The 24,233-nt window shown below is 70.2% G+C and carries 22 protein-coding genes and 1 pseudogene; 5 read left to right on the forward strand and 18 right to left on the reverse strand.

Features of this window, described 5'->3' with window-relative positions; translation table 11 throughout:
* From AB0B41_RS35170 to AB0B41_RS35250, 17 genes are all read right to left on the reverse strand, one after another.
* Nucleotides 1–419: acetyl-coenzyme A synthetase N-terminal domain-containing protein (locus tag AB0B41_RS35170; protein WP_358211133.1), on the reverse strand; the 419-nt coding region annotated here is incomplete at its 3' end.
* 175 nt (nt 420–594) lie between these two features.
* Nucleotides 595–1,293 carry an ATP-binding cassette domain-containing protein gene (locus AB0B41_RS35175; RefSeq protein WP_358211135.1) on the reverse strand — a complete coding sequence of 233 codons (699 nt, stop codon included), beginning with the start codon at nt 1,291–1,293 and terminating at the stop codon, nt 595–597.
* A complete protein-coding gene (locus tag AB0B41_RS35180) occupies nt 1,293–2,063 on the reverse strand; it encodes an ATP-binding cassette domain-containing protein (RefSeq protein WP_358211137.1) in 771 nt (256 codons plus the stop codon). Before AB0B41_RS35180 ends, AB0B41_RS35175 begins: the two co-directional genes overlap by 1 nt.
* Nucleotides 2,060–3,139, reverse strand: a complete 1,080-nt coding sequence (locus AB0B41_RS35185; protein ID WP_358211139.1) for a branched-chain amino acid ABC transporter permease — start codon at nt 3,137–3,139, stop codon at nt 2,060–2,062. The genes AB0B41_RS35180 and AB0B41_RS35185 overlap by 4 nt, the downstream gene beginning before the upstream one ends.
* Before the next feature lies 1 nt (nt 3,140).
* Entirely contained in the window at nt 3,141–4,013 is an 873-nt protein-coding gene (locus tag AB0B41_RS35190; RefSeq protein WP_358211141.1) for a branched-chain amino acid ABC transporter permease, read from the reverse strand.
* A gap of 119 nt (nt 4,014–4,132) precedes the next feature.
* Nucleotides 4,133–5,332 (reverse strand): ABC transporter substrate-binding protein, encoded by a 1,200-nt coding sequence (locus AB0B41_RS35195; protein WP_358211143.1) that lies wholly within the window; start codon nt 5,330–5,332, stop codon nt 4,133–4,135.
* Nucleotides 5,333–5,374: 42 nt separating this feature from the next.
* On the reverse strand, nt 5,375–5,953 hold the full coding sequence (locus AB0B41_RS35200; protein ID WP_358211145.1) for a cupin domain-containing protein: 579 nt from the start codon (nt 5,951–5,953) through the stop codon (nt 5,375–5,377).
* Between the two features lie 152 nt (nt 5,954–6,105).
* Nucleotides 6,106–8,415 (reverse strand): CoA transferase, encoded by a 2,310-nt coding sequence (locus AB0B41_RS35205; protein WP_358211147.1) that lies wholly within the window; start codon nt 8,413–8,415, stop codon nt 6,106–6,108.
* Nucleotides 8,416–8,428: 13 nt separating this feature from the next.
* Nucleotides 8,429–9,610: an acyl-CoA dehydrogenase family protein gene (locus AB0B41_RS35210; RefSeq protein WP_358211149.1), complete on the reverse strand. Its 1,182-nt coding sequence runs from the start codon at nt 9,608–9,610 to the stop codon at nt 8,429–8,431.
* 19 nt (nt 9,611–9,629) lie between these two features.
* A complete protein-coding gene (locus AB0B41_RS35215; RefSeq protein WP_358211151.1) occupies nt 9,630–10,421 on the reverse strand; it encodes an enoyl-CoA hydratase-related protein in 792 nt (263 codons plus the stop codon).
* On the reverse strand, nt 10,418–11,581 hold the full coding sequence (locus AB0B41_RS35220; protein WP_358211152.1) for an LLM class flavin-dependent oxidoreductase: 1,164 nt from the start codon (nt 11,579–11,581) through the stop codon (nt 10,418–10,420). Before AB0B41_RS35220 ends, AB0B41_RS35215 begins: the two co-directional genes overlap by 4 nt.
* A gap of 106 nt (nt 11,582–11,687) precedes the next feature.
* The gene (locus AB0B41_RS35225) at nt 11,688–12,383 is read right to left on the reverse strand and encodes a GntR family transcriptional regulator (RefSeq protein ID WP_358211154.1); all 696 of its coding nucleotides are present in this window, start codon (nt 12,381–12,383) and stop codon (nt 11,688–11,690) included.
* Nucleotides 12,384–12,438: 55 nt separating this feature from the next.
* A complete protein-coding gene (locus AB0B41_RS35230) occupies nt 12,439–13,449 on the reverse strand; it encodes an alcohol dehydrogenase catalytic domain-containing protein (RefSeq protein WP_358211156.1) in 1,011 nt (336 codons plus the stop codon).
* Nucleotides 13,450–13,480: 31 nt separating this feature from the next.
* Entirely contained in the window at nt 13,481–15,052 is a 1,572-nt protein-coding gene (locus tag AB0B41_RS35235) for an MFS transporter (RefSeq protein WP_358211158.1), read from the reverse strand.
* A gap of 31 nt (nt 15,053–15,083) precedes the next feature.
* On the reverse strand, nt 15,084–15,929 hold the full coding sequence (locus AB0B41_RS35240; RefSeq protein WP_358211160.1) for an SDR family NAD(P)-dependent oxidoreductase: 846 nt from the start codon (nt 15,927–15,929) through the stop codon (nt 15,084–15,086).
* Nucleotides 15,926–17,089: an LLM class flavin-dependent oxidoreductase gene (locus AB0B41_RS35245; protein ID WP_358211162.1), complete on the reverse strand. Its 1,164-nt coding sequence runs from the start codon at nt 17,087–17,089 to the stop codon at nt 15,926–15,928. Before AB0B41_RS35245 ends, AB0B41_RS35240 begins: the two co-directional genes overlap by 4 nt.
* Before the next feature lie 129 nt (nt 17,090–17,218).
* Nucleotides 17,219–17,956, reverse strand: a complete 738-nt coding sequence (locus AB0B41_RS35250) for a LuxR C-terminal-related transcriptional regulator (RefSeq protein ID WP_358211163.1) — start codon at nt 17,954–17,956, stop codon at nt 17,219–17,221.
* A gap of 216 nt (nt 17,957–18,172) precedes the next feature.
* Between AB0B41_RS35250 and AB0B41_RS35255 the strand changes: the two genes are divergently transcribed.
* Complete coding sequence (locus tag AB0B41_RS35255) at nt 18,173–19,069, forward strand: IS630 family transposase (protein WP_358211165.1); 897 nt, start codon at nt 18,173–18,175, stop codon at nt 19,067–19,069.
* Between the two features lie 197 nt (nt 19,070–19,266).
* Here AB0B41_RS35255 and AB0B41_RS35260 read toward each other — a convergent pair whose 3' ends face one another.
* Nucleotides 19,267–20,445 (reverse strand): acyl-CoA dehydrogenase family protein, encoded by a 1,179-nt coding sequence (locus tag AB0B41_RS35260; protein WP_358211167.1) that lies wholly within the window; start codon nt 20,443–20,445, stop codon nt 19,267–19,269.
* Between the two features lie 735 nt (nt 20,446–21,180).
* On the opposite strand from AB0B41_RS35260, the pseudogene AB0B41_RS35265 reads away from it, so the two are divergent.
* The 4 genes and pseudogenes from AB0B41_RS35265 to AB0B41_RS35280 all read left to right on the forward strand — a co-directional run.
* Nucleotides 21,181–21,939: pseudogene (locus AB0B41_RS35265) on the forward strand (IS256 family transposase); the annotation flags it as partial.
* A 219-nt stretch (nt 21,940–22,158) separates the two neighbouring features.
* On the forward strand, nt 22,159–23,391 hold the full coding sequence (locus AB0B41_RS35270; protein WP_358211169.1) for an IS110 family transposase: 1,233 nt from the start codon (nt 22,159–22,161) through the stop codon (nt 23,389–23,391).
* A 114-nt stretch (nt 23,392–23,505) separates the two neighbouring features.
* Nucleotides 23,506–23,799 (forward strand): transposase, encoded by a 294-nt coding sequence (locus AB0B41_RS35275; RefSeq protein ID WP_358211171.1) that lies wholly within the window; start codon nt 23,506–23,508, stop codon nt 23,797–23,799.
* Nucleotides 23,800–23,845: 46 nt separating this feature from the next.
* The coding region (locus AB0B41_RS35280) for an IS3 family transposase (RefSeq protein ID WP_358211173.1) at nt 23,846–24,233 on the forward strand (388 nt) is incomplete at its 3' end.

Raw genomic sequence — 24,233 nt, forward strand, 5'->3', positions numbered from 1 at the left:
ACCACCGAGTGCACCGCACCCAGCCGCGCAGACGCGAGCATCGCGATCGCGGCCTCGGGCACCATCGGCATGTAGATCACGACGCGGTCCCCGGGCCCGACGCCCAGCTCGCGCAGCACCCCGGCGAAGACGGCGACCTCGTCGCGCAGCTGCGCGTAGGTGTAGGTGCGCTGCGTGCCGGTCACCGGCGAGTCGTAGATCAACGCCGCCTGCTCACCCCGACCGGCAGCGACGTGCCGGTCCAGCGCGTTGTGCGCCACGTTGATCTCCCCGTCGGGGAACCACCGGTAGAAGGGCGGGCGGGACTCGTCCAGCGCCCTGCTCGGCGCCTGCTCCCACTCCAACACCCGCGCGGCCTCCAGCCAGAACCCCTCCCGGTCCTGCATCGCGGCCCGGAGAACGTCTTCGTACGCGCCCACTGCCCAGCCTCCTCCCCGAAGTCGCGACGACTCCGTCATCGCGTTGTTGCCCGCTGTCCCCGTCGCCTTCGCGCACGCCGCACCGACGACGTGGGCCAGGGAGGCGAGAGACGCTGACCTCGTCGGAGCGGACCCGCGTCCGGCTCGTGCACCACTGCTCGCCTTCGGGGACACCTCACACGCCCAGGTACGACTCGAAGAGCGCGTTCTGGTCCTCGTCGTTGCGCATGTCGAGGCGTCGCACCGCAAGCCCCTGCTCGACCAGGACCACTTCGTCGCACAGGCCGGTCAGGAGCTCACCGTTCTGCTCCATGAGAACCATGGACTGTCCGGTCTCGGTCACCACCGTGCGCAGGGTGGCCGTCAGCTCGTCGACGGCCACCGGCGACAGTCCGAGCGACGGCTCGTCGAGCACGATGACCTTCGGGTCCTGGATGAGCGCCCGAGCGATGGCCAGGAGTTGCTGTTCGCCACCGCTCAAGGACGCGGCGGACTTCGCCCGCTTCCGCCCCAGCACGGGGAACTGGTCCTCCAACTGCCCGATCCGCTCGTTCGACCGCCCCGCCGCGTGCGCCGCGACGACGAGGTTCTCCCGCACCGTGAGCTGCCCGAACACGAGCCTGCCCTCCGGAACGAGGGAGACACCTGCTCGCACCTTCCCCCGTGACGAGAGCGAGGTGATGTCGCGGCCGTCGAGCACGACGCTGCCGCCCGTGCTGCGCAAGCCGCCCGACAACGTCTGCGCCAGGCAGGTCTTGCCGGCTCCGTTGCGTCCGATGAAGCCGATGGCTCCGCCGCTGAGGGAGAAGGAGATGTCGTCGAAGACGGTGACGCCCTCGCGGTATCCCCCACGGAGTGTGCTGACCTCGAGCATCAGGACGAGCTCCCTTCGCGCTCGAGATGGCGGCCGGACCGACCGAGATAGGCCTCCTGCACCGCCGGTGTCGTGAGTACCTCGGTCGCAGATCCGACCGCGAGGACCTTGCCGAAGTTCAGGACCTGGATGGCCGGACAGACTGCCGCGACGAGTCGCACGTCGTGCTCGATGAGGCAGACGGCGAGGTCGGGCTTGCGGTCCCGGACCCAGCGCAACGACGCCACGAGCTCGGCCCGCTCGTCCTTGCTCAGCCCCGCTGCAGGCTCGTCCAGCAGCAGCACCACTGGATCGGCCACCACCGCGCGGGCCAGCTCGACGGCCTTCCGGATCCCGTAGGGTGCCTGAGCGGGCAAATAACCCTCGTACTTCGCACAGCCGAAGACGTCGAGCAGCTCCGCGACCTCCTCGTCGATGCCCTCGGCACCCGTCCGTCGGCGGCGCAGGTCCACTCCGAGCAGCATGTTCTCCCGGATGGTCAGGCTCTCGGCCAGCTGAGGATGCTGGAAGGTCCGGACGATGCCGGCGCGGGCGAGTCGACCGGCGCGCGCTCCGTCGACACTCCTACCGGCGAGCTCGACCGTCCCCGCGGACGGGCGGTAGACCCCGCTGAGCACGTTCAGCAGGGTCGTCTTGCCCGACCCGTTGGGTCCGATCAGACCGGTCCAGGTTCCCGCGGGGAGGTCGATGTCCACTCCGTTAAGCGCGACGTTCCCGCCGAAGGCCATCACGATGCCCCGGGCGCGGAGGCCACCGGTCTCCTCGCTCATCGGGTCCTCCTCAGCCGCAGCCAACCCTCGACGCCCAGACGTTCGGCGAACTCGGCCAACCCTCGGCCGCCGACCAGCAGTGCCAGCACCAGTACCACCCCGTACACGAGGGTGGTGGCCGTGGGAGGGACGACGCCTTGCAGCCAGACCGGCAGCGCGCCGACGATCATGCCGCCGACCCAGGAACCAGCCGCGCTGCGGGTGCCACCGACGAGCCCGCCCACGAAGACGAAGATGGACAGCATCACCTGCCACTGGGACGCGCTGACGAAACCCACGGCGAGGCCGTAGACCGCGCCCCCGATCCCGCCGAGGAACGCGGCCCACACCCAGACCAGGAGCTGGACCGGGCGGATGGGGGTCCCGAAGATGGCCGAGGCCCGCTCGACCTCGCCCACGGAGATCGCCACGCGGCCCGCGCGGCCGTTGAGCAGCGCAATGTGGGCGGCACCCGCGAGCACCATCAGGACGGCGGCCAGGATCAACAGCCCCTCGTTGGAACCGCTGATCAGCATGCCGCCCAGCTCGAGGTCGGCGGGCAGGAACTTCCCCTCGTCGCCGTTGGTCACCGGGCGGAGGTAGGTGGCGAGGTCGCTGATCGAGTAGGCGAGGGCGAAGGTGACCAGCGCCGTGGAGATCCCGCGCAGCTGCGTGGTGGGTATCGCGAGCACCAGCCCGACGATCGCCGCCGCGACGCCGGAGAGCAGCAACGCGACCAGCCCGGGGACGCCCTGCTCGAGCAGGTTCGCCATCGTGTAGGCACCGACGGCCATGAAGGCGAGGCCACCGAGGTTGATCTCGCCGAGGGTCGCGGCGGTGGCGCTGTTGCCGAGGACGACCAGGCCGTAGGCCGTGGCGAGGATCAGGCTGTAGCGAAATCCCGCGTTGCCTGTGAGGCCCAGTACGACGACGACGACGGCCAGCACCAGCAGGCTGAGGTACCGGTACCGTGCCAGGACCCCTCGGCCCGTGGCGACGGCCGTCCGCAGGTTGAGCGACCCGAACCGTCCCTCGGTCGAGGGCTCGGGCGGTCGGGAATCGTTCGCGGAGGTGTCGGTCTCGGTCGTGGATGTCATCTCAGACCCTCACGAGAGGACGGCGGCCGAGCAGGCCGTAGGGACGGAACAGCAGGACGCACAGCACGAGGGCGTAGACGCCGAACGTCACGAGCTGCGGGTCGAGGTACGCCGCAACGAGGTTGCTGGCGACCCCGATGATCACGCCGGCCACCAGGGCACCGGTGATGCTCTCGAAGCCGCCGAGCACGACGGTGGCGAAGCCGAACACCAGGATGGCGTTGACGCTGGTCGGGCTCAGCGAGTACAGCGGGGCCACGAACAGCCCGGTGATGCCGGCGAGCCCACCCGCGAGCACCCAGCTGATCACTTTCAGCCGCTTGCCCGGCAGGCCGACGTGCCCGGCGGCCGCGGGGTTGTCGTTGGCCGCCCGCATCGCGATCCCCGTCCGGCTGAACCGGAAGGCGAGCCCGAGCACGGCGAACAGGGCGATGCAGATCACGGCTTGGACGACATTGGCCACCGACAGGGTCACCGGCCCGATGGTCAGCGCCGGGTCGTCTCCCGCCGAGGGGAAGGCCACCGGGTCCGGATTCAGTACGATGTTCTCGGTGCCCTGGATTGCCAGCCCGACACCGATCGTGGCAAGGGCGGCGGTCAGCGGCCCGTACCGCTCGAGCGGCACCACGATGAAGCCGCCGATCAGCCCGCCGACGAGGGCGCCGACCGCCACGACGAGCACTGCCATGACCGGGTACGGCAGGCCGCTCTGGTAGGCGAAGAGCCCGACGTAGAGCGACACCGCGGCGATGTCCCCCTGGGTGAAGCTGGCGTAGCCGGAGGTCCGGTAGATCACCACCAGTCCGGCGCCGGAGAGTGCGTACACCAGCCCGATCGTCACCCCGAGGATGACGCTTGTCTCGAAGAGCTCCACGCCCTTCCTCCCGCTCCGTCGCGCGGCGTCGCCGCGGTGGTCATGGCGTCCGGTGGGCTGGCGGCGCCATCCCCACCGGACGTGGGTCGATCAGGTCGTCAGGGGTGCGAACACGACGGTCAGGTCGACGAGCCCGGGACCGGGGCGAAGTCCTTGACGTCCACGAACTGCCCGTTCACCAGCTTGGTGATCCGCGCCTGCTTCATGCCCTGGTGGTTGTCGGCGGTCCAGTGCACTCCGCGGATGTAGGGCGTGTCGATGGTGAGGTCCGTGGTGGCCGCGAGGACCTGCGCCCGGCTGGGCACCTGCCCGCCCGCGTCGGCCACCGCCTTCTTGAGCACCTCGACGTAGGCGTCCGCCGCGACCCAGCCGGTCATGACGTCGGTGCTGTGGATGTCGCCGCCCGCGGCCCCGGCGTACTTGCGGAAGTCGGCCGCTGCGTCGCTGTCCGGGTTCAGGTACCCGGTGGCGAAGAAGATCCGGTCGTCGAGGGAGTTGCCCATGATCTTAGTGAGGGCGGGCTGGGCGAGCGCGAACGTCGAACCGTACGCGGGTTGGTAGCCGATCTGCTCCGCGGCCTGCATCAGGACCGAGGCGACGGCGGGAACGTGGTTGATGACCACGAAGTCGGCGCCCGACGCCTTCAGCTCGGCGGCCTGCGCGGCCGCGCTGGTGGCCTTGGCGCTGTAGGACACCTCGGCCACCGGGGTGAGGCCGAGCTTGGCCAACTCCGCCTTCGACCCTTCGAGCATCGGGTTGCCGACGGCGTCCGGGGTGTAGGCGATGGCGACCTTCGTCTTGCCGAGGTCCTTGACGGCGTAGTCGACCATGTGGGCGGCGAGGTCACCGTAGGAGGGGATGACCAGCCGGTACGTGGAGTTCGGGTCCCTGATCAGGTCCGTCGAGCCGTTCGAGGGGATCGCCAGGACCTTCTGCGCCGCCAGGTACGGCACGACGGCGGCGGACACGGCCGAGCCGGCAAACCCCGTGCCGAGCACCTCGTCGTTCTCGACGAGAGTGCGGGCGACACCCGGCGCGACGGCTGGGTCGAGCTGGTCGTCCCCGATCTTGAGCACGATCTTGTGGCCCTGGATGCCACCCTGCTCGTTGATCTGGTCGAAACGGCCCCGGATGCCGAACCGGGCGGCGCCTGCGGCGGCGTTCGGACCGGTCATGGCCAGGGACGCACCGATGACGAGGTCACCGTTCGCGTCGCCGGAGCCCGAGCCGGAACCGCAGGCCGAGAGCGCCATCGCCGAGGCGGCGAGCGCCGCCACGGCCAGCAGGCGCCCACGGCGTCGTGAGCGGAAGGGGGTCATCGTCTTCTCCTGTCGGGGGGCACGGGGGCCGAGGGGGTGGGGTCAGTTCCCCTGCTCGACGCGGCGGGCGCCGAGCAGGACGTACACGACGAGCGCGGGCTCGTCCGAGCGGTTGATCCACGCGTGCCTCGTCCCGCGCTGCATCACGAAACTCCCAGCGGGCAGCCGCTGCTCCTCGCCGCCGTCGACCTGTAGGTGGATCTCGCCCTCGACCACGAACCCGTAGTCGACGGTGTCCGTGGTGTGGAAGGCGGCGTCCTCGGGATCGGCGGCGTGCTTGTCGAACAGTCCGGGGAACTTCTCCTCAGCGTCCGCGCGCATGGCCTCCAGCGCCTCAGGGCTCGTGTCGCCACCAGCGCCTGCGCCTTGACCGGCCGCCTTGTTCGGCGCGAACCGGACCGCGATGAGACGGGACCCGCCGGGGCCGGGGAAGAACGGCTTCTGGACGGCCTCGTCGTTCCGACCGACCGTCAGCTCACCGCCCTCGGTCCCCCACACCAGCCAGTACGTCGCCCCCGGGTAGAGGTCGGCGGTGGTCGGCGGGACGATCCCCACGTCGGTGAACGTGGACTTGCCCTCCGGAGTCTGGCCGGTGATCGCTCGCCGGATCTCCTCGATCATGAGTCCCTCTCATCGTTGGTCGGGCCGGATGTTTTCCGCTGGTCGGACCGGGTGTGAGCGCGGTTCCCTAGGCCACACTCCATTTTGGCGGCGAAATTGGCGCCAAAGTTGTCACCCTTCTGGGGCGCTGTCAAGGGCGGGTTTGCGATCGGTCATTCGATGACCCCCCGCTCGCGCAGCTTCGCGAGCTCCTCCGGACGCAGACCGAGCACACCGCCCAGGACCTCGTCCGTGTCCGCACCCAGCTGAGGTGCGGCGGACGCCGCCGGGAAGCCGTGCCCGTCGACCTTCCAGGGGACGGTCACCACGGTCTGCTCCCCCAGCCACGGGTGCTCGGTCACGGTGCCGACCTCACGGGCGAGCGCACGCTCCCCGAACAGCGCGGTGTCGTACCCCACTACGGCAGCTGCGGGGACGCCCACGGCCTGCAGTGCGGCCGCCGCCTCCTCGGGGGACCGGACCGCCGCCCAGAGCTCCAGCGCGGTCTCGATCCCGGAACGGTTCCCCGCCGGGGCCCCCACCACCTCGGCAACCGCGACCCTCTCGCGCTCGGTCCGGGCGGCGACCGAGATCCAGGTGTCCACGTCCCGACACGCGTAGGTCCCGTAGGGCCCGAACACGGCGTGCGAGTTGGCCGGCACCCGCGACGCACCGCGCGTCTCCCGCTCCAGGATCGGCCCGGGCAGGACGCTCAGCAGCGCCTCCACCTGGGAGAGGTCCACGTAGCAGCCGCGCCCGGTGCGCTGTCGCCCGACGAGCGCCGCGAACAGCGCGGTCAGCGCGTGCCCGGCCCCGTCGGGATCGCCGAGGGCCGGGTTGAAGGTGCCGATCAGGTGGTCGGCGTCGTAGCCCACGAGCGAGTCCAGGCCGGCGAGACCGGACATCACCGGCGCGTAGCCGCGGATCCCGCTCAACGGGCCGGTCTGCCCGAGCATTGACATGGACACCATCACGAGTCCGGGATTGCGCGCGGAGAGCGCCTCGTAGTCCAGCCCACGTCGATGCAGGGCCCCGGGCCGCATGTTCTCCACGACCACGTCCGCCTCGGCGGCGAGCCTGCCGATGAGCTCGGCACCCTCCGGCTTGGTCATGTCGATCGCGACGCTGCGCTTGCCATGGTTCATCTGGTTGAAGTACGGGGTGACCTCGAGCTCGGGGCCCTCCACCGGGATGCCGCCACGAAGCGCCCGCCCACGCAGCCGGGCGGGGTCCGCGCGCACGCGGTGTTCGACCTTGAGGACCTCGGCACCGAGGTCCCGCAGCGCCGCGGTAACCATCGGCCCGGACCACACCCAAGAGAGGTCCAGGACGCGCAGGCCGGCGAGCGGCTGCTTCGTCCCCGCGTCGGTGCCCGGCCAGCCCGACGTCCGGGCCGGCTCGCTGCGGTCCGGGGCCGACAGCTGGAACGGGCTCCCGGCGCGGCGCCTGCCGCGGGAGTCGAGCTCGAAGAACCGCCGGTGAGCGAACTGTTCCTCGTCCAGCGCCTCCGACAACGTGTTCACCGGTGCGACGGGGAAGCCGTGCTCGCGGCCCGCCGCGAAGACCTCGCCGCGGGTACGGGTGCCGGTCCAGGCGATCAAGTGGGGATCCGCCTCGTCGGCGTGGAAGCGGGCCACGATCCGGGAGTCGTCGAACCCCGGGCGCCGCGACCACTCCGGGTTCCCCAACGCCGTCAGCAGGCCCTGGTACTCCCGCTGGGTGCGGCACATGATCGACACCCAGCCGTCCGTGCACGGGAACATCGCCGCCGGATAGGAACCCCCCGACATCGTCGCCCGGGCCCCGTCCCGCTTCCAGGGGCGTTCGTAGGGCAAGAAGTTGGCGCCGATCTGGCCGACGTAGTAGCTCAGCACGTCGGTGGTCGTCAGATCCCACCGCGTCCCCGCACCGGGAACGCCGGCGGCGAGCAGGACAGCCAGGGCGGTCATCGCCGCTGCCTCCGTGCCGGTCAGGTACTCCGGCAGGTCGAACGGCAGGGTCAGCGGGGGCCGGTCGGGGGAACCGATCCCCCACGACATACCCGACGCCGCCGTGGCCACGATCGGCGCGGACGGGACGTCCGAGCCGTCCGCGAGGCTCGACCGCATTCCGGCGATGTCGATGACCGGGGTTCCAGCGGGGCTCACCGCGAGCAGCCTGGCGGTCAGGGCCGTGACCGCGCCGTCGGCGGCATCGTCCCCCCGCGAGTCGACGACTACAGCGGCGCACCGCGAAAGGACCTCCTCGATCCCCGCCGCGTCCGCGGGGTCGAGCCTGCGCTTCCCGTCGTGCAGCACGGCCTCCAGGTCCGCGCAGAGATCCGGGGCCACGTCCGCCACAAGCGGCACAGACACGCGCACGACGGTGGCCCCGAGCAGGTGCAGGAGGCGTCCACAGTAGGCGCCGGAGGGACGGCCGGAGATCTCCAGGACCTCCACCCCGGCGAGGGGCCCGTCCGCCCGATCGACGATCCGAGTCGGCATCGACGACCTCGTCTCAGTAGCTGCGCGGCAGCCCGAGGCTGCGTTCCGCGACGTAGTTCAGAACCATCTGGTTGTTCACCGGCGCGATGCGCTGCAGTCGCGCCTCGGTCCAGTGCCGACCGATGTGGTACTCGCGGGCGTAGGCGTAGCCACCGAAAGACTGCATGGCGTCGTCGCAGGCCCCGAACCCGGCCTCGCTGGAGAGGTACTTGGCCGCGTTCGCCAGTGTGCCGATCGCGCCCCCGCCCTTCTCCTGGTACTGATCGACGGCGCTGTAGACCACCTCGGCGGCCGCGAGCAGCTTCAGATAGCTCGCCGCCAGGGGGTGCTGCACGCTCTGGTTCTGACCGATCGGCCTGCCGAACACGACGCGCTCATTGGCGTAGCGGGTGGCGGCCTCGACCGCCCAGCGGCCCAGCCCGATCGCCTCGGCCGAGATCAGCAGCCGCTCGCCGTTCAGGCTGTGCAGCAGGTGGTAGAAGCCCTGGCCGACCTCACCGACGACCTGGTCGGGGGTGACCTTGTGGTCCCGGAAGAACACCTCGCATGAGGCCACGGCGTTCCGGCCGATCTTCGGGATCTCCTTGATGTCGACCGTGTCGGCCTTCAGGTCGGCGAGGAACAGCGTGAGGCCGTTGCCCTTGCGCTCGCCGCTGGCGTGCTCAGAGGTCCGGGCCAGCAGCAGGATCTTGTCGCCGCGCATCGCCCCGGAATTCCACACCTTGGTGCCGTTGACGAGCCAGCCCCCGTCCGTCGGGGTGGCTTTGGTGGTGATCCGGGTGGTGTCGGTGCCCGCGTCCGGCTCGGTGACCCCGAAGGTGACGAACAGTTCGCCGGCACCGACCTTCGGCAGGATCTCCGCGCACTGCTCCCGGGATCCGAAGGCCAACAGGGTGGGGATGCACAGCATCGGGATGTGCACCGAGCTGCAGGCGTTGAGGCCGCCGCCGGAGGCCGCGAGCTCCTCGAGCACGGCGACCTGGTCGATCATCTCACCACCGCCGCCGCCGAACTCCTCGGGGATCAGCACGCTCAGGTACCCGGCGTCGGCGAACGCGCGGAAGAACTCCTCCGGGAACCGGTGCTCCCGGTCGCAGGCATCCCAGTACTCCAGGTCGAACTTGGCGCACAACGCCGCGACCGCGGCTCGCAGCTCCTTGCGCTTCTCCTGATGAGGGAAGGGGACGACAGCCATCTTGTTCTCCTCGTGCCCGTCAGCGGCCCGACCAGACGGGATCGCGCTTCTCCGCGAAAGCCCGGGGGCCCTCCTGCGCGTCCTCGCTGGTGTAGACCCGTTCGTAGAGCCAGTCGGCCGACTGGACGGCCTGGCTGCGTCCGACCTCCGTGCTGAGCTCGACGGTCTGCTTCGCCGCCTGGACGCTCAGCGGCGCATTGGTCGCGATCGTGGTGGCCATGGCGATCGCCGCGGCCAGCAGCTCCTCCGCAGGGACGACCGCGTTGACCAGCCCGACCTCGTAGGCCCGGGCGGCCGAGACGGGCTCGCCCGTCAGCAGCAGCTCCATCATGATCCGCTTCGGCAGCATCGAGATCAGCGGCGCGGCCCAGGGGGCCCCGCGCCCGCGCTTCACCTCGGTGATGCCGAACGTCGCGTGGTCCGCGGCCAGGCAGAGGTCGCAGTCCTGGGCCAACCGGAACCCCCCGGCCAACGCGAACCCGTTGACCGCGGCGATCACCGGCTTGACCAGGCGACCCTTGCTGCCGAGCAGCAGACCCCACTCCTCGGCCGGGATGCTCAGGTTCCCGGCGGCCATCTCCTTCAGGTCGCCGCCGGCGCAGAAGGCCGCCCCCTCACCGGTGAGCACGGCGCACCGCAGCTCGGGATCGGCCTCGAACTCGTCGAAGGCATTCCGGAGGGCCTGGCGCAGCGCGAAGTTGAGCGCGTTGCGCTGGCGGGGCCGGTTCATCCGGACGACGAGCACGTGGCCATGGCGTTCGGTGAGGACCAGCTGCTCAGCGACGGACGTCGCCTCGGCGGTCACGGTCATGCCTTGTCGCCCCGGCCTGCCTGGTACCGCGCGGTGGCCTCGGCCTGGGAACGGGCGGTGGTCTCGGCGCCGAGGGTGCCCGAGTTGATCACTCGGTCCACCGCCTTCTCGACCGGCGCGAGCTGTCCGTTCATGCGCGGGATGACCTCCTCGGCGAAGAGCTCGTAGCTGCGCAGGGTGTCCGAGTAGCGGGCGTAGTCCGACCCCTGGAACAAGTAGGTGCCGAACCCGCCGGACTTCTCCTGCAGGCGGGTCAGCTGTTCGACGGCCATGTCGGGGGTCCCGATGACACCGCGACCCGACTCGTTCAGCACGTCGACGAGCTCGTCGGTGGTGTCGAACGTGCCTAGCGCGGTGGGGGTGATGTGGGCCATGTAGTCCTGCAGCCACTTCAGCCCGTACTGCACGTCCTTCTTGGCCTGCTCGACGGTCTCGGCGATGTACATCGGGCCGAGGAGGCGCCAGTTGTCGCGGCTCGGGGTGTGCCCGTGCACGGCGGACTCCTCCTCCACGATGTCCCAGTGCCCCGCCAGCCGCTCGACCCCGGTCGGGTCGGTGGCCGCCAGGGAGAGCAGGCTGGTGCCGAACCGACCGGCCAGCGCCGGTCCGGTCGCGGAGACAGCGCCGGTCACCGCGATCTCGAAGTCCGAGTACTTGGGCAGCTGCAGCACCGCGTCCTGGAGGGTGAACCACTCGGTCTTGGCGGTGACCGTCTCACCCGCGAACAGCCGCAGGATGACCTCGAGGGACTCCTGCATCCGGGCCCGCTGGGTGGACGGCTCGATGCCGAGCATCGTCGCGTCGTCGAGCAGCTGGCCAGGGCCGACCCCGAACATCATCCGACCACGGGTGAGGTGGTCGAGCTGGATGATCCGGTCGGCGAGAATGAAGGGCTGGTGGTACGGCAGCGAAGCCACCCCGGTCCCGAGGCGGAGCGTCGTCGTGTGCTGGGCCGCGGCGGCGATCATCACCTCTGGCGAGGCGATCGTCTCGACGCCGCCGGAATGGTGCTCACCGAACCACAGCTCGTCGAAGCCGAGACGATCGAGGTGTGAGGCCAGCTCGAGGTCGCGCCGCATTGCCAGGTTGGGGCTGACGCCGAGGCGATGGTACGGACCGAGGAACACACCGAAACGCATGCGACGGGGGGAAGCGGTCATTGCTTCAGTCCTCCAGAGAACGGGGTCAACCGAAAGTCGACCATTTTGGCTCCAATATTGTCAACACCGGTGTTGCAGTCTTCTGCCACGACCGGCGGCCGGCTCGTCACCGCAGGATCGGCGCGAGCCGGGTCAGGGAGACCTGGCGGTGCGAGCGCCAGAGCTCGGCGAGCTGCGGACCGTCCCCGGCCCGCAGTGCGTCGAGCATGCGGTCGTGCTCCTCGGCGACGGCCGCGGCGTCGGACAGGACGCTCAACGACAGCGCGCGGTAGGCGATCGACATCCGCCAGATCCGCTCGATCTCACCGACCAGCAGCCGTCGGGTGGAAAGCGCCAGCACGGCTGCATGGAAGCGGTCGTTGTGGTGCATGACCAGGTCTGTGTCGACGCCGGCTGATCGGATGGCCTCATTGGACGCGACGAGCTCTGCCAGGTCCTCCTCCGACGGAATCGGAAGGGACGAGAGCACAACGGTTTCGAGCAGGTCCCGGGCGAGGTAGAGCTGACCCATCTCGTCCGAGCTGAACTGGGTGACGAAGTATCCGCGGTTCCGCTCGTGCGTCACGACACCGTCGACGCAGAGGATCTGCAGCGCCTCGCGCAGCGGGCCCCGACTGATCCCGATCTGCTTCGCGAGGTCCTCCTGGCGCAGTTGCTGTCCGGGCAGCAGCCTGCGCTCCATCACCATCTCCCGGACCGAGGCTGCGGCCCGCTGCACGGCACCGTCCGAGGCGCCGCCGGGATCGACCCGGCTGCCCGGCCGATGCACCCGACCGGGATTGGCTGCAATGTTGGCGCCCACGGAGTGACTGTGACACTCGGGTCGGGTTCCAGTCAACAAGCCATCGGCGCCGACCTCAGGAGCCGACGGCAAGGAGCACCTTGACGTGCTGCGACCTACCGCCGTGGAGATCCTCGACGATCTCGCCGGCCTCGTCCAGCGCCGCCACAGCGGTGACGATCCGGTCGACCGGTACCGACCCGGACGCCAGCATCCGCACGGCCTCGGCGAAGTCGGCGCGACTGTACGCGAGGGATCCCCGCACGACGAGCTCCGACGTCGCGAGCGTCAGCAGGTCCAGCGGCGCCGGAACCATGCAGATCCCTACCACGACGAGCGTCCCGCCGGACCGGAGCACCGGGAAGGCCGAGCCGGGCGCCGACGGATGGCCGGTGGCGTCGACGGCCGCGTCCGCGGGCCCGCCTAGCAGGTCCGCGGCCGACGCCGCATCGCCGACGGCGGCCACCCCCAGATCGAGGGCCTCCGCGACGGCCCGGCGGGCTGGGTTGGACTCCACCAGCGCGATCGACTCGACTCCGCGCGCGCGCAGGCCGATCACGGTGAGCAGGCCGACCGGACCGGCTCCCAGCACCAGGACACGAGCCCCTGGACCGGCACCGGTGTGTCGGGCCGCCCGGTACCCCACCGCCAACGGCTCCACGAGGGCGCCCGCGCGGTCGTCGACCTCGTCGGGCAGCCGGACGAGCATCCGGTCGGGTACGACGACGGATTCGGCGAACCCCCCGGGGCGCCCCAGGCCGGGCCCCAGGAAGAGACCCGCCAGACACACCCCGTCCTCCCGGCCGCACGCCGCGCACTCCCCGCAGGCATCGATCGGCAGGACGGTGACCCTCTCCCCCACCGTCCAGCCCGTCACCCCGGGGCCGAGGCGTGCCACCCGGCCGCTGAACTCGTGCCCCAGGACCTGACCCGCCGCGACCGGGTCCTGGTCGTACACGGCGTGCAGGTCCGATCCGCAGATACCGCTGTAGGCCACGTCGACGCGGACCTCCCCCGCCCCGGGTTCGGGTGTCGGTCCCTCCTGGACGGACAGTCGCCGGTCCGGTCCGAGCGCGATCGAGCGCATGGTTCCCCTTCTCTTCCGAGTGGTTGCCCGCTCAGGCCCGTCCGGCGTCCGCGACCGGTACACCGTCGACGGTCTCGTCGTTCACGGGCCGGTCCTGGCGGCGCAGCCGCCGACCGTGCGGGATGGCGACCGCGGCGACGATACCGAGCGCGGCGACGACCGCGGCGGCGAGGAATGCGTTGCGGAACCCGGAGGCCTCGTACACCGGGACCCCGCCCACGACCGACCCGACTGAGGCGTTCAGGCACAGGAAGGTGATCTGCGAGACCACGGCCCCACCGATTCCCTGCAGGGCGTAGTTCATCCCGGACGCCACTCCACGCTGGTCGGCGGGCGCGGCGAGCAGGATGAGCCCGGCGGACGCCGCGCTGTAGATGTTGGCGAGCCCGAACAGGCCGTAGACCACGATAATGAACGCGGGCGAGGCCCCCAGGTTGAGCCCGAGCAGGGCCGCCGGGACCGCCCACAGCACGCCGGCGACGATCATGTGGATCCGGTAGCCGACGGACCGGACCGTCGCCCCGGCGAGGATCCCCGCCACCACGGTCAGCGCCCCGGCCGGGATGGACCACAACCCGATCTCCAGGGCTGTCAGCCCGTGCCCGTACCCCGTCGAGGGATCGGCGGACCACTGCAGCGCCACGAGGTAGTTCATCGCGTTGGAGACCCCGCAGTAGGCGAGGACGGCCAGCACGGTGATCAGGATCGGCTTGCGCGTGAGCAGCTTGACGCTGATCAGCGGATGGGCGGCCCGCTTCTGCTGTGCCCACCACCCGAGCGCGGCGAGCACTCCGCCCACCAGGCAGACGAGCACGATCGGGCTGCCGAGGCCCAGGGTCTGGATCTGGGTGAGCCCCACCAGGAGGCCGAACAGAGCCGCCCCCAGCAACGCCGACCCGACGTAGTCGATCCGCATCGCGGCCCGGACCGGGGACTCGGGCACGACGAGGAGCACGAGCAGCCCCGCCACGGCGCAGAGGATCAGGTTCATCAGGAAGATCGCCCGAACCCCGTACTGCGCGGCCACGAACCCGGCAAGCAGCGGCCCACCGATGACCACCAGACCGAAGCCGTTGGTGGCCAGACCGATCGCGATCGCCCGCATCCGGACGGGGAACACCTCACGCATCAGCGCGACCGACAGCGGCGCGAAGGCGAACGTCGTCGCGACCAACACACGGCCGACCAGCAGCACCGTGAAGTTCGGCGCGATCATGCAGATGAGACAGCCCACCGCCGACACCCCGGCGCCCGCCACCAGCACGAGGCGCTTGCCGTAGACGTCGCTGAGCTTCGCCATCAGCGGCGTCAGGACCGCGGAGGCCAGGGTGAACACCGTCAGCATCCAGACCACCTGGGCGGTCTCGAACGTCGTAGCGATGTCGGCCAGCACGGGCGTGTAGAACACGATGGACAACGCGGTCTGCTCGCCGAGCAGGACCAGGGCGAGCGTCGCGACGAGCCAGTAGCCGGTGCCGCGGCTCTGCAGGGCGCGGAGCCGGTCGGCCGACCGCTGGTGAATGCGGGTCTCGGCGAGGACCGTGGACGGGTCCACGACCTCCAGCCCGAGCCCGTGGTCCTCGGAGGACCGGGGGTTCGGCATGACCACACCTCTCTGTGTGTCGTATCGGGAGTCAGAGTGCGGACAGGAACGGACGCAGGTCGGGATAGCCGGTGGTGGCCCAGGCGCCGTCCACTACCAGCTCGCCGCCCGACACGTACGCCGCGTCTGGCGACCCGAGAAAGGCGACCGCGGCCGCGACCTCCTCCGGGGATGCCACGGCGCGGAGCGGGATGCGGTCCAGATAGGCCGCTCTGGCGTCGGGCAGCGCCAAGACCTCCCGGGTCAGCGGCGTGTCCGTGAGACCCGGTGACACGGTGTTCACGCGGACGCGGTGCTCGCCGAGCTCGACGGCACCGCACTGCGAGAGCATCGCCACCCCCGCCTTGGCTGCGCAGTACGCCGACCCGCCGATCATCGGCACCCGGGAGTTGAGCGACGCGACATTGACGATGGCGCCGCCCCCGCCCTGGGCCACCATCTGCCTGGCCTCGTGCTTCATGGCGAGCATGACCCCGGTCAGGCAGACACCGAGCACCTGGCCCCAGTCCGTGAGGGTCTGCTCCGTGATCGCTCCCGCCCCACCGACGCCTGCTGAATTCACGGCGACGTCCAGCCGCCCCCCGACCGATACCGCCACCGCTACGAGCGCGGCCACCTGATCCTCGTCGGTGACGTCGACCGGGACCGGCAGCACCTGTTCGCCGAGTTCCGCGGCGAGCACCTCGAGGGCCTTCTCGTCGCGGTCACCGACCGCGACCGTCGCACCCTCGGCGTGCAGCCGGCGCACGACGGCCGCGCCGATACCGGAGGCGCCCCCGGTGACGACGGCCACCCGACCCTCGTAGCGCCCCGGCACGGGAGCGTGGGGGCGGTGGCGGGCGACCACACCGCCACCCGCTTCAGCGGCGGTGCTCATCGGCTCTTCTCGGCCTCGTACTTGTCGGTCATGTGGGCGACGGCCGCCAGCTGCGCCTGCGCGAGCCCCTCACGCACCTCGCTCGCCCGCCGCGCGGCGTCGAGAGTCGGCGCGGCCTGTCCCTGGAAGTGCGGGGCCACGTCAGTCGCGAACAGCTCGAACGAGCGCTTGGTAGCCTGCGGGTCCGCCCAGTCGCTGGCCATCAGCAGCAGGGTGCCGAACCCGCCGTCGGACTGGTCGACGAGGCGCTGCACCTGCGCGCGGGCGTGCTCGGGCGTGCCGATCACGCCGGCCCCGCTCTCGTTGATGAAGTCGATCATCTCCTTGATGTTGTCGCCGGACACGGCCATCTGCGGAAACGCGGCGACCTTCTGGAAGTAGCCGAACCAGTGCTCGATGCCGTGCTCCACCTCGCGGTACGCCTGGTCGACGGTCTCGGCGATGTGGAACGGGCTCGCCAGACGCCACGTGGAGCGGTCAACCGTCGCGCCGGACGCCTCCGCCCGCTCCTCGACGACGTTCCAGTGGTGGGCGAGGGCGTCGAAGCCGTCCTGGCTGATCGTGGCGCCGATGCTCAGCAGCCCCAGGCCGTACCGACCGGCCAGCCGGGCACCGGTCGGGGAGGCCACGGCGGCCACCGTGATGTCGAACAGCGGATCGGAATACGGGAGCATCTGCAACCGCGCGTCCACCAGCTCGTGGGTCCTGGTCTTCGCCGTGACGGACTCACCGGCGAACAACCGCAGGATGATGTCGAGGTTCTCCTCGAGGAGCTCCCGGGTGTCCGTGGGCGTCAGCCCGATCATCGCGGAGTCGGTCGGCAGCGAGCCGGGACCGACGCCGAACAGGGTCCGGCCCCGGGTCAGGTGGTCCAGCATGACGATGCGGTCCGCCACCCAGAGCGGGTTGTGGTAGGCGATCGAGGTGACACCTGTGCCCAGCTTGATGCGCCGTGTCCGCTGCGCGGCCGCCGCGATCAAGATCTCCGGGGAGGCGAATATCTCCGAACCCGCGGAGTGGTGCTCCCCGAACCAGGCCTCGTCGAAGTCGAGGCGGTCGAGGTGCTCGACCAGCTCGAGGTCGCGTTCGAGGAGCACCGACGGCTTGCGTCCGGGCTCGTGGACCGGGGCCATGAAGACCCCGAACTTCAGGTTGGGCATGCGAGGACCCCCACTTTCCGCGGCGCCTCGGTGCGCCGCTGGACGTGACGGGGAATGTGCCTCATGGTGAGAGGAGCGCCACAGTGCACTTAAGTGGATGGATTCTCGGACCTCTCCGGCCCCACCGTGTCAGGAGCGGAGGATGAGGGCCAGCTCCGTCCGGTTCCGGGCACCCGTCGCGGTCAGCAGGCGTCCGACGTACTTCTTGACGGTGTCCTCGGTCAGGTTGAGCGTGTGGGCGATGAGGGCGTTGGGCAGACCGCGGCTGACCAGCTCACCGACCTCGAGCACACGGGGCGCGAGGTTCAGCGAGGCCGCCGCGGTTGTCGTGGCCGGCGGGAGGCTGCGGGCGATCACGTCCAGCTGCCGCCCTGCCAGGCGCAGGACCGCGAGTCCCACGGGATCGACGGTGCCGCGTCCGCCGAAGATCCCGAACAGTGCCTGCTGACCGGCGGGACCGACCCGGATGGCGGTGAGGCACTCGACCCCGTAGGAAGCCAACCAGTCGACGTAGCCACGGTGCGCGGCGGGAACCTCCTCCGACGCGTCCAGCGCGACGGCGTGCGTCCGGTTCAGCTCGGCCGCCTCGGAGCCCGCGAAGACGTCATGGCTGTGCCAGTGGGCGCGGTAGTCCCGGATCAACGGTTTGCGCTCGCCGATCAGCAGCGGGTCCGGATCGTGGAACACGCTGCTGTAGGTGGGCCCAGCGAAGTAGGTGGTGTGGCGGAAGCCCAGGACCGACCCCAGGGCTTCCAGCGTCGACTCGGCGAACTGGCCGACGGTGGTGGACCGGTCGACCCGTTCGAGCAGGGCGAAGACCTGACTCAACCGGTCCGACGGCAACTCCGCGAGGGCGGCAGGCCGCATGCTCCGGCACCTCCAACGACGTCGGGGCGTTCACGATAACCCCGCGACGACCGACGCCTGGCGGATCCGCCCTCAGAACCCCCCGGTGGGCGTCGGCCCAGGTCTTTACCGGCGCGTCCATGCACCCGGCCCGCTACACCAGGTCCGCTGGTGTCCAACGCCTGAAATTCGCTAGATATCAGTAGGCTGCCGGTCGTGCCGAGTAGGGGCCGGCCGGTGGCCGAGGTGAATCTGACCGACGAGCAGCGCGAGACGCTGATCCGGTGGTCGCGGCGGGCGAAGTCCTCGCAGGCGCTGGCGTTGCGCAGCAAGATCGTGCTGGCCGCGGCCGACGGCCTGTCGAACACCGCGATCGCCGCCAAGCTGGACTGCCATGCGGTCACCGTCGGGAAGTGGCGGTCCCGATTCGTGGTCGCGGGCCTGGACGGGTTGTCCGACGAGCCGCACCCGGCCCCCACGGAAGATCAGCGACGAGCAGATCGAGCAGGTCGTGGTGCCCACCCTGGAGCGCACCCGGCCGAGGCCACGCACTGGTCACGGGCGTCGATGGCCGCCGAGAGCGGCCTGTCGCTGTCGACGGTGGGGCGGATCTGGAAGGCGTTCGGGCTCAAACCGCACCAGGTCGAGACCTTCAAGCTCTCGACCGACCCGCAGTTCGTCGACAAGGTCCGCGACATCGTCGGGCTGTATCTGGACCCGCCGGAACACGCGTTGGTGCTGTGTGTGGACGAGAAGTCCCAGATCCAGGCCCTGGACCGGTCGGCGCCAGTGCTGCCGATGATGCCGGGCATGCCCGAGCGGCGCACCCATGACTACGTCCGCCATGGCATCACCACGTTGTTCGCCGCGCTGGACGTGGCCGCCGGCGAGGTGATCGGCTCGATCCACCGCCGCCACCGGGCCGCGGAGTTCAGGAGATTCCTGATCAAGCTCGACAAGCAGGTGCCGGCCGAGCTGGACGTGCACCTGATCTGCGACAACTACAGCACCCACAAAGCCCCGGTGGTCGCGCGCTGGCTGCCGCGCATCCCCGGTTCCACATGCACTTCACCCCGACCTACTCGTCTTGGCTGCGCCGTATATATTGATCGAATTCCTGGCGCAGGACACTAGGGCACCGGTGGCGACGTCTTCAACAGCTCCGCGTTGGTGCCGGGACCGCGCACTGCTCGACAGGCCGGAGATCGACAACCACCGGACGGTCGATCAACGTCGTCGCGGTCCGGCGGCGGAGGCCGACGCTACGATCACCGCCGCGGGCCAGTAGCTGCGCAGCTCGTTCGGCTGAGCACCACCAGCCCGCGGCAGGCTCACCGGGCCCGTTGGTCGAGCCGCTTGCCCAGCAACTGGGAGGCGATCGTGTTCTTCAGGACCTGGATGGTCCCGCCCGCGATGGAGGACACGATGACGTCCCGGAAGCAGCGCTCCGGCGGGAACCCGGTCACGAGCCCGTTCCCGCCGAGGACCTGCATCGCCTTCCAACACACGTCTCGCGCAGTGTCGGCGGCATGCAGCTTCGCCACCGACACGTCGAGCGCCTTGGGGAACTTGCCCTGGTCCGCGGTCAGCGCCGCCCGCTGCGTGAGGTAGCGGACCGACTCGATCTGGGTCCACATCTCGGCGATCAGGTGGTAGACAGCCTGGAACTCGTCGATCGGCTTGCCGAACTGGTGCCGCTCGCTGCCGTAGGCGACGGCCTCGTCGTAAGCCCCCTCGGCCAGCCCGAGGCACAGCGAGGCGATGTAGAGCCGCTCCATGTTGAAGGCCTGCATGAGCACGGGGAAGCTGCCCTCGCCCATCAGCAGGTTTGACATCGGAAGCCTGCAGTCCCGGAAGCGCAGCTCACCGTGGGGGGATCCGCGGGAGCCCATGTACTCGGGCCCTCCCCCGAGCTCGAGGCCCGGCGTCCCCTTCTCCACGACGACCGCGCCGATTCCCTTCGCACCTGGCCTGTCGTCCAGCCGCACGAAGGTCACGTAGGTGTCGTACTCGGGGCACCCGGTGATGAACCGCTTGTCGCCGTTGATGACGAGAGTGTCCCCTTCACGCCGCGCGGTCGTCTCGATGTCAGTGACGGCGGATCCGTGGTTGGGTTCTGAGAGGGCGATGGCCGCGGTTCGCCGCCCCGCTGCAATCTCCGGGAGGTACTGCTTCTGGGCGATCTCGTTGCCCGAGATCATCAGGACCGACGGCCCCGTGCAGGTGGTGGCGAAGAGAACGTCCCCAGCCATCCACGACTTCATCGCCCGACACGACTCCTCGACGGCGATCGAGAACTCGAAGGCGCTGAGTCCTTGCCCCCCGTACTCGGTGGGGATGGTGATGCCGGCGACACCCATCTCGACGGAGTCCCGCACCATCTCGCCGAGCGGCGCGGCGTCGTCACGGTCGATAGTCGTCGCGTGGGGTGCCCATTTCTGCCCGAAGGCCCGTGCGCGCTCTGCTAACTCGCGCTGCTGCGCGCTCAGCTCGAAGGCGGATGCGTCCATGCAGTCCCTCCACGGTGGCGGCTGATCGGCAGGGCCCAGTCCTCGGACCGCGCCCCTCGCTGCCATATTTTAATCCAGATTGAAAAGCTTGACGCAACGGGCACGCATGCTCACGGACGCGGGTCTGACGGGGTCCGTCGCTCGCGGTGGCTGTGATCGCCGAGGCGCCTCCCGCGGGTTTGCGCAGGTCTCGTTCGTCCACAGATGCACGGGCCCGCCCACACGGTCGGGGCGGGGCGGCCGGACGGTGCTGGCGACGTTGCTCCCACCACGGCGGATGCGCTTCTCCACCCGCACCCTGAAGAGTCCGAGGTCGCGCTTCCGGGTTCATGATGAGGACCGGCCCACGGCCTCAGCGACCATCCTCGGGATCGACTGCCGTGCACGCTCCGCCGACTGTCGATCGACAGGCCGAGCCGGAGCGTGTCATCTCCTCCTGCTCGGCCTCGGAAGAGAGTCGTCTGATGCCCCTGCCTCGGCAGCCGAGCGACCTGCCAGGGGGCGATAGGAGCTCGGCCGCGGAAAGATGACGCTGCTCATGAGGCGCTGCGGCAGGCGCCGCAACACCGGCTCCTCCGCGCCTCCGGCACGTCGAGCGCAAGGCCGGAAGGGCTGCGTCCTCGGGGGTGGTGTACGAGTCCCTCGCTGGTGAGCGGCGTGGCGTCGTGACGTGAGACGGCCACCGCGTGATCTTGACGAGTACCGACCAAGGAACTCATCGAGAGGATCACCGCGATGGCCGCACCACACGATATCGACGTGACCGAGTTGTTGGAGCAACAGCTGGCGGGCGCGTCGCCGGATGCGCTCCGGCAGATGATCGCCTCGCTGGCGAACGCGATGATGTCCGCCCAGGCCGACCAGCTCTGCGGGGCCGACTACGGCGAACGCAGCCAGGCCCGGACGAACCGGCGCAATGGCTACCGGCCCCGGGAGTGGGACACCCGCGCCGGCACCGTCGAGCTCGCGATCCCCAAGCTGCGCGAGGGCACCTACTTCCCCGACTGGCTGCTCACCCACCGCCGCCGCGCCGAACAGGCCCTGGTCACCGTGGTGGCCACCGCCTACCTGCTCGGCGTGTCCACCCGCCGGGTGGAACGCCTCGCCGAGCAACTCGGGGTCAAGTCGCTGTCACGCTCACAGGTCAGCGAGATGGCCACCCACCTCGACGCCCAGGTCACCGCGTTCCGCGAGCGCCCGCTGGATGCCGGGCCGTACACGTTCGTGTGGGTCGACGCGCTCACGGTCAAGGTCCGCGAGGACGGCCGGGTGGTGAACGTGCACGCCCTGATCGCCACCGGGGTCAACGCCGACGGCCACCGCGAGATCCTCGGCCTCGACGTCGCCTCCACCGAGGACGGCGCGGGCTGGTTGGCGTTTCTGCGCGGGCTGGTCGCGCGCGGGCTGCCCGGGGTGCAGCTGGTCATCTCCGACGCCCACCCCGGGCTGATCGCCGCGATCGGCTCCGCACTGCCCGGCGCCGGCTGGCAACGCTCACCCGTCAACATCAGCAGCGGCGGGAAGTTCCCGCTGGTCCACCTCCACCACCGGGAGAGGACCTTGGCAGCGTGACCCTCGAGGTCCAGCGGCAGACTCGTCCCTCCCGGTGGTGGTCGTTCCTCGATCGGCCAGTGGGAGTCGTGCCACGAGCACCTGGATGAGCGCCCGAAGGGGATCGGCCCGGAGCGGACCCGTCACCCGAAGGGGCACCTCTTGTCCGATCGAGACAACTCGCGGGACTGGCCGGCGTTCGTCGGCATCGACTGGGGCGGCAGCGAACACCAGCTCTGCGTCCTCGACCCCGCCGGAGCGCGGCTGACCCAGCAGCGCGTCACACACGACGTCGCCGGGCTGGCCGAACTCGACACCGCGCTCGCCCAGCACGGGACAGCTTTGCCGATCGCCGTCGAGCGCGCCGAGGGGCTGCTCGTCGAGCATCTGCAGGCCCGCGGCCACCTCGTGTTCCCGGTGTCGCCGCGCATCGCCGCCCGAGCGCGGGAGCGCTACCGGGTCGCCGCGGTCAAAGACGACCGGCTCGACGCGTTCGTGCTGGCCGACACCCTGCGCCACGAGCACCCGCACTGGCGGGCCCTGACCCCGCCGTCACCGCTGCTGGCCGAGATCAGAGCGTTGACCCGCGACCGGGACCGTCTGCAACAGACCCAGCAGGCCACCGAGTCCCAGCTGCGGGCGATCCTCGAGGCCTACCACCCCGCGCCCGCGCGGCTGTTCTCCTCGGTCGACCGCCAGATCACCCTGCACTTCGTGCTCGACTACCCGACCCCGGCCGCCGCGTCACGGATCAAGACCACCCGGATGAACGGGTTCCTGAGCCGCCACCGCTACACCGGCCGGGTTCCCGGTCAGGTCCTCGCCGAGCGGCTGCGCGAAACCCTTCTCGCTGCCTCGACCGGCACCGTCGCGGGCAAGTCCTACTCCGCGCAGTCCTTTGCCCGACTGCTGCAGCTGCTCAACACCCAGCTCGCCGAGTACGACGACGCCATCGCCGCCGCGGTCGCCGAGCACCCCGACACCCCGATCTTCGCCAGCTTCCCCGGCGTCGGGCCCGTCCTCACCGGCACGCTGCTCGCCGAGATCGGCGAGGACCGCGCCCGGTTCCCCACCCCGGCGACACTGCTGGCCGAGGCCGGGCTCGCCCCAGTCACCCGCGCCTCCGGACGCTCGCGCAAGGTCCGCTTCCGCTACGCGGCCAACACGATCCTGCGCGAGGCCGCGATGTGGTGGGCCTACAACTCGATGAAGGAAGCACCCTGGGCCACGGCGGCGTTCCGCGAGGCTCGTGACCAACGCGGCCAGCACTACCACCGCGCGCTTCGCGGCCTCGCCGCCCGCTGGATGCGCGTGCTCTGGACCTGCTGGAGCACTCACACCCCCTACGACCCGAAACGCCACACCACCGCCCAGGCCGCCCTCACCACGGGCTGACCAGCGCCCTTCATCAGCCGCCGGCGACCAGGCCGCGCGGCCGTTATGAGCTTGGCCCCTGAGGCCGGACACCTCCTCTGAGGCGGACCTCGTCCGCCGGGAAGGATGTCGTTCGTGCCCGCTTCTCACCCGCCGGAGTTCCGGCAGCGCGCCATCGACCTTGCGCGTTCGAAGGTCAAGCCCGTCGCCGAGATCGCGAAGGACCTGTCGATCTCCGAGTCGTGCCTGCGGAACTGGCTGGCACAGGCCGACGCCGATGACGGCGATACCAAGCCCGGGCGGTTGTCGACCGATGAGAAACGCGAACTGGCCGAGCTCCGCAAGAAGGCCCGCAGGCTCGAGGTGGAGAACGAAATCCTCAAGCGTGCAGCCGCCTACTTCGCCCGGGAGAACGTCCTCCCAAAGTAGTTTTCCCGCTGGTCGTGAACTCGCCGACGACGGATTCTCGGTCGCGGTGACCTGCCGGGTCCTTGGCGTGCGCCGCCAAGGCTTCTACGAATGGCGCTCCGGGGTGAAATCACCGCGGGCGCAGGAGAACGAGCTGTTGCTCAAACACATCGAGAAGATCCACGAGAAGTCCCACCGAACCTACGGCTGGCCGCGGGTGCACGCCGAGCTCACCCTCGGGCTGGGCATGGTGGTCAACCACAAGCGGGTCGCCCGGCTGATGCGCGATGCCGGGATCCAGGGCCTCTACCGGCGCCGCAACCGCGGCTGCACGGTGCGGGACCCGCACGCAGACCCCTACGACGACCTGGTCGACCGTGACTTCGTCGTCGACGGACCGAACGAGATCTGGTGTACGGATATCACCGAGCACCCAACGAAGGAGGGGAAGGTGT

This window comes from Pseudonocardia sp. NPDC049154 (genome assembly GCF_040648315.1).
Classification (GTDB): domain Bacteria; phylum Actinomycetota; class Actinomycetes; order Mycobacteriales; family Pseudonocardiaceae; genus Pseudonocardia.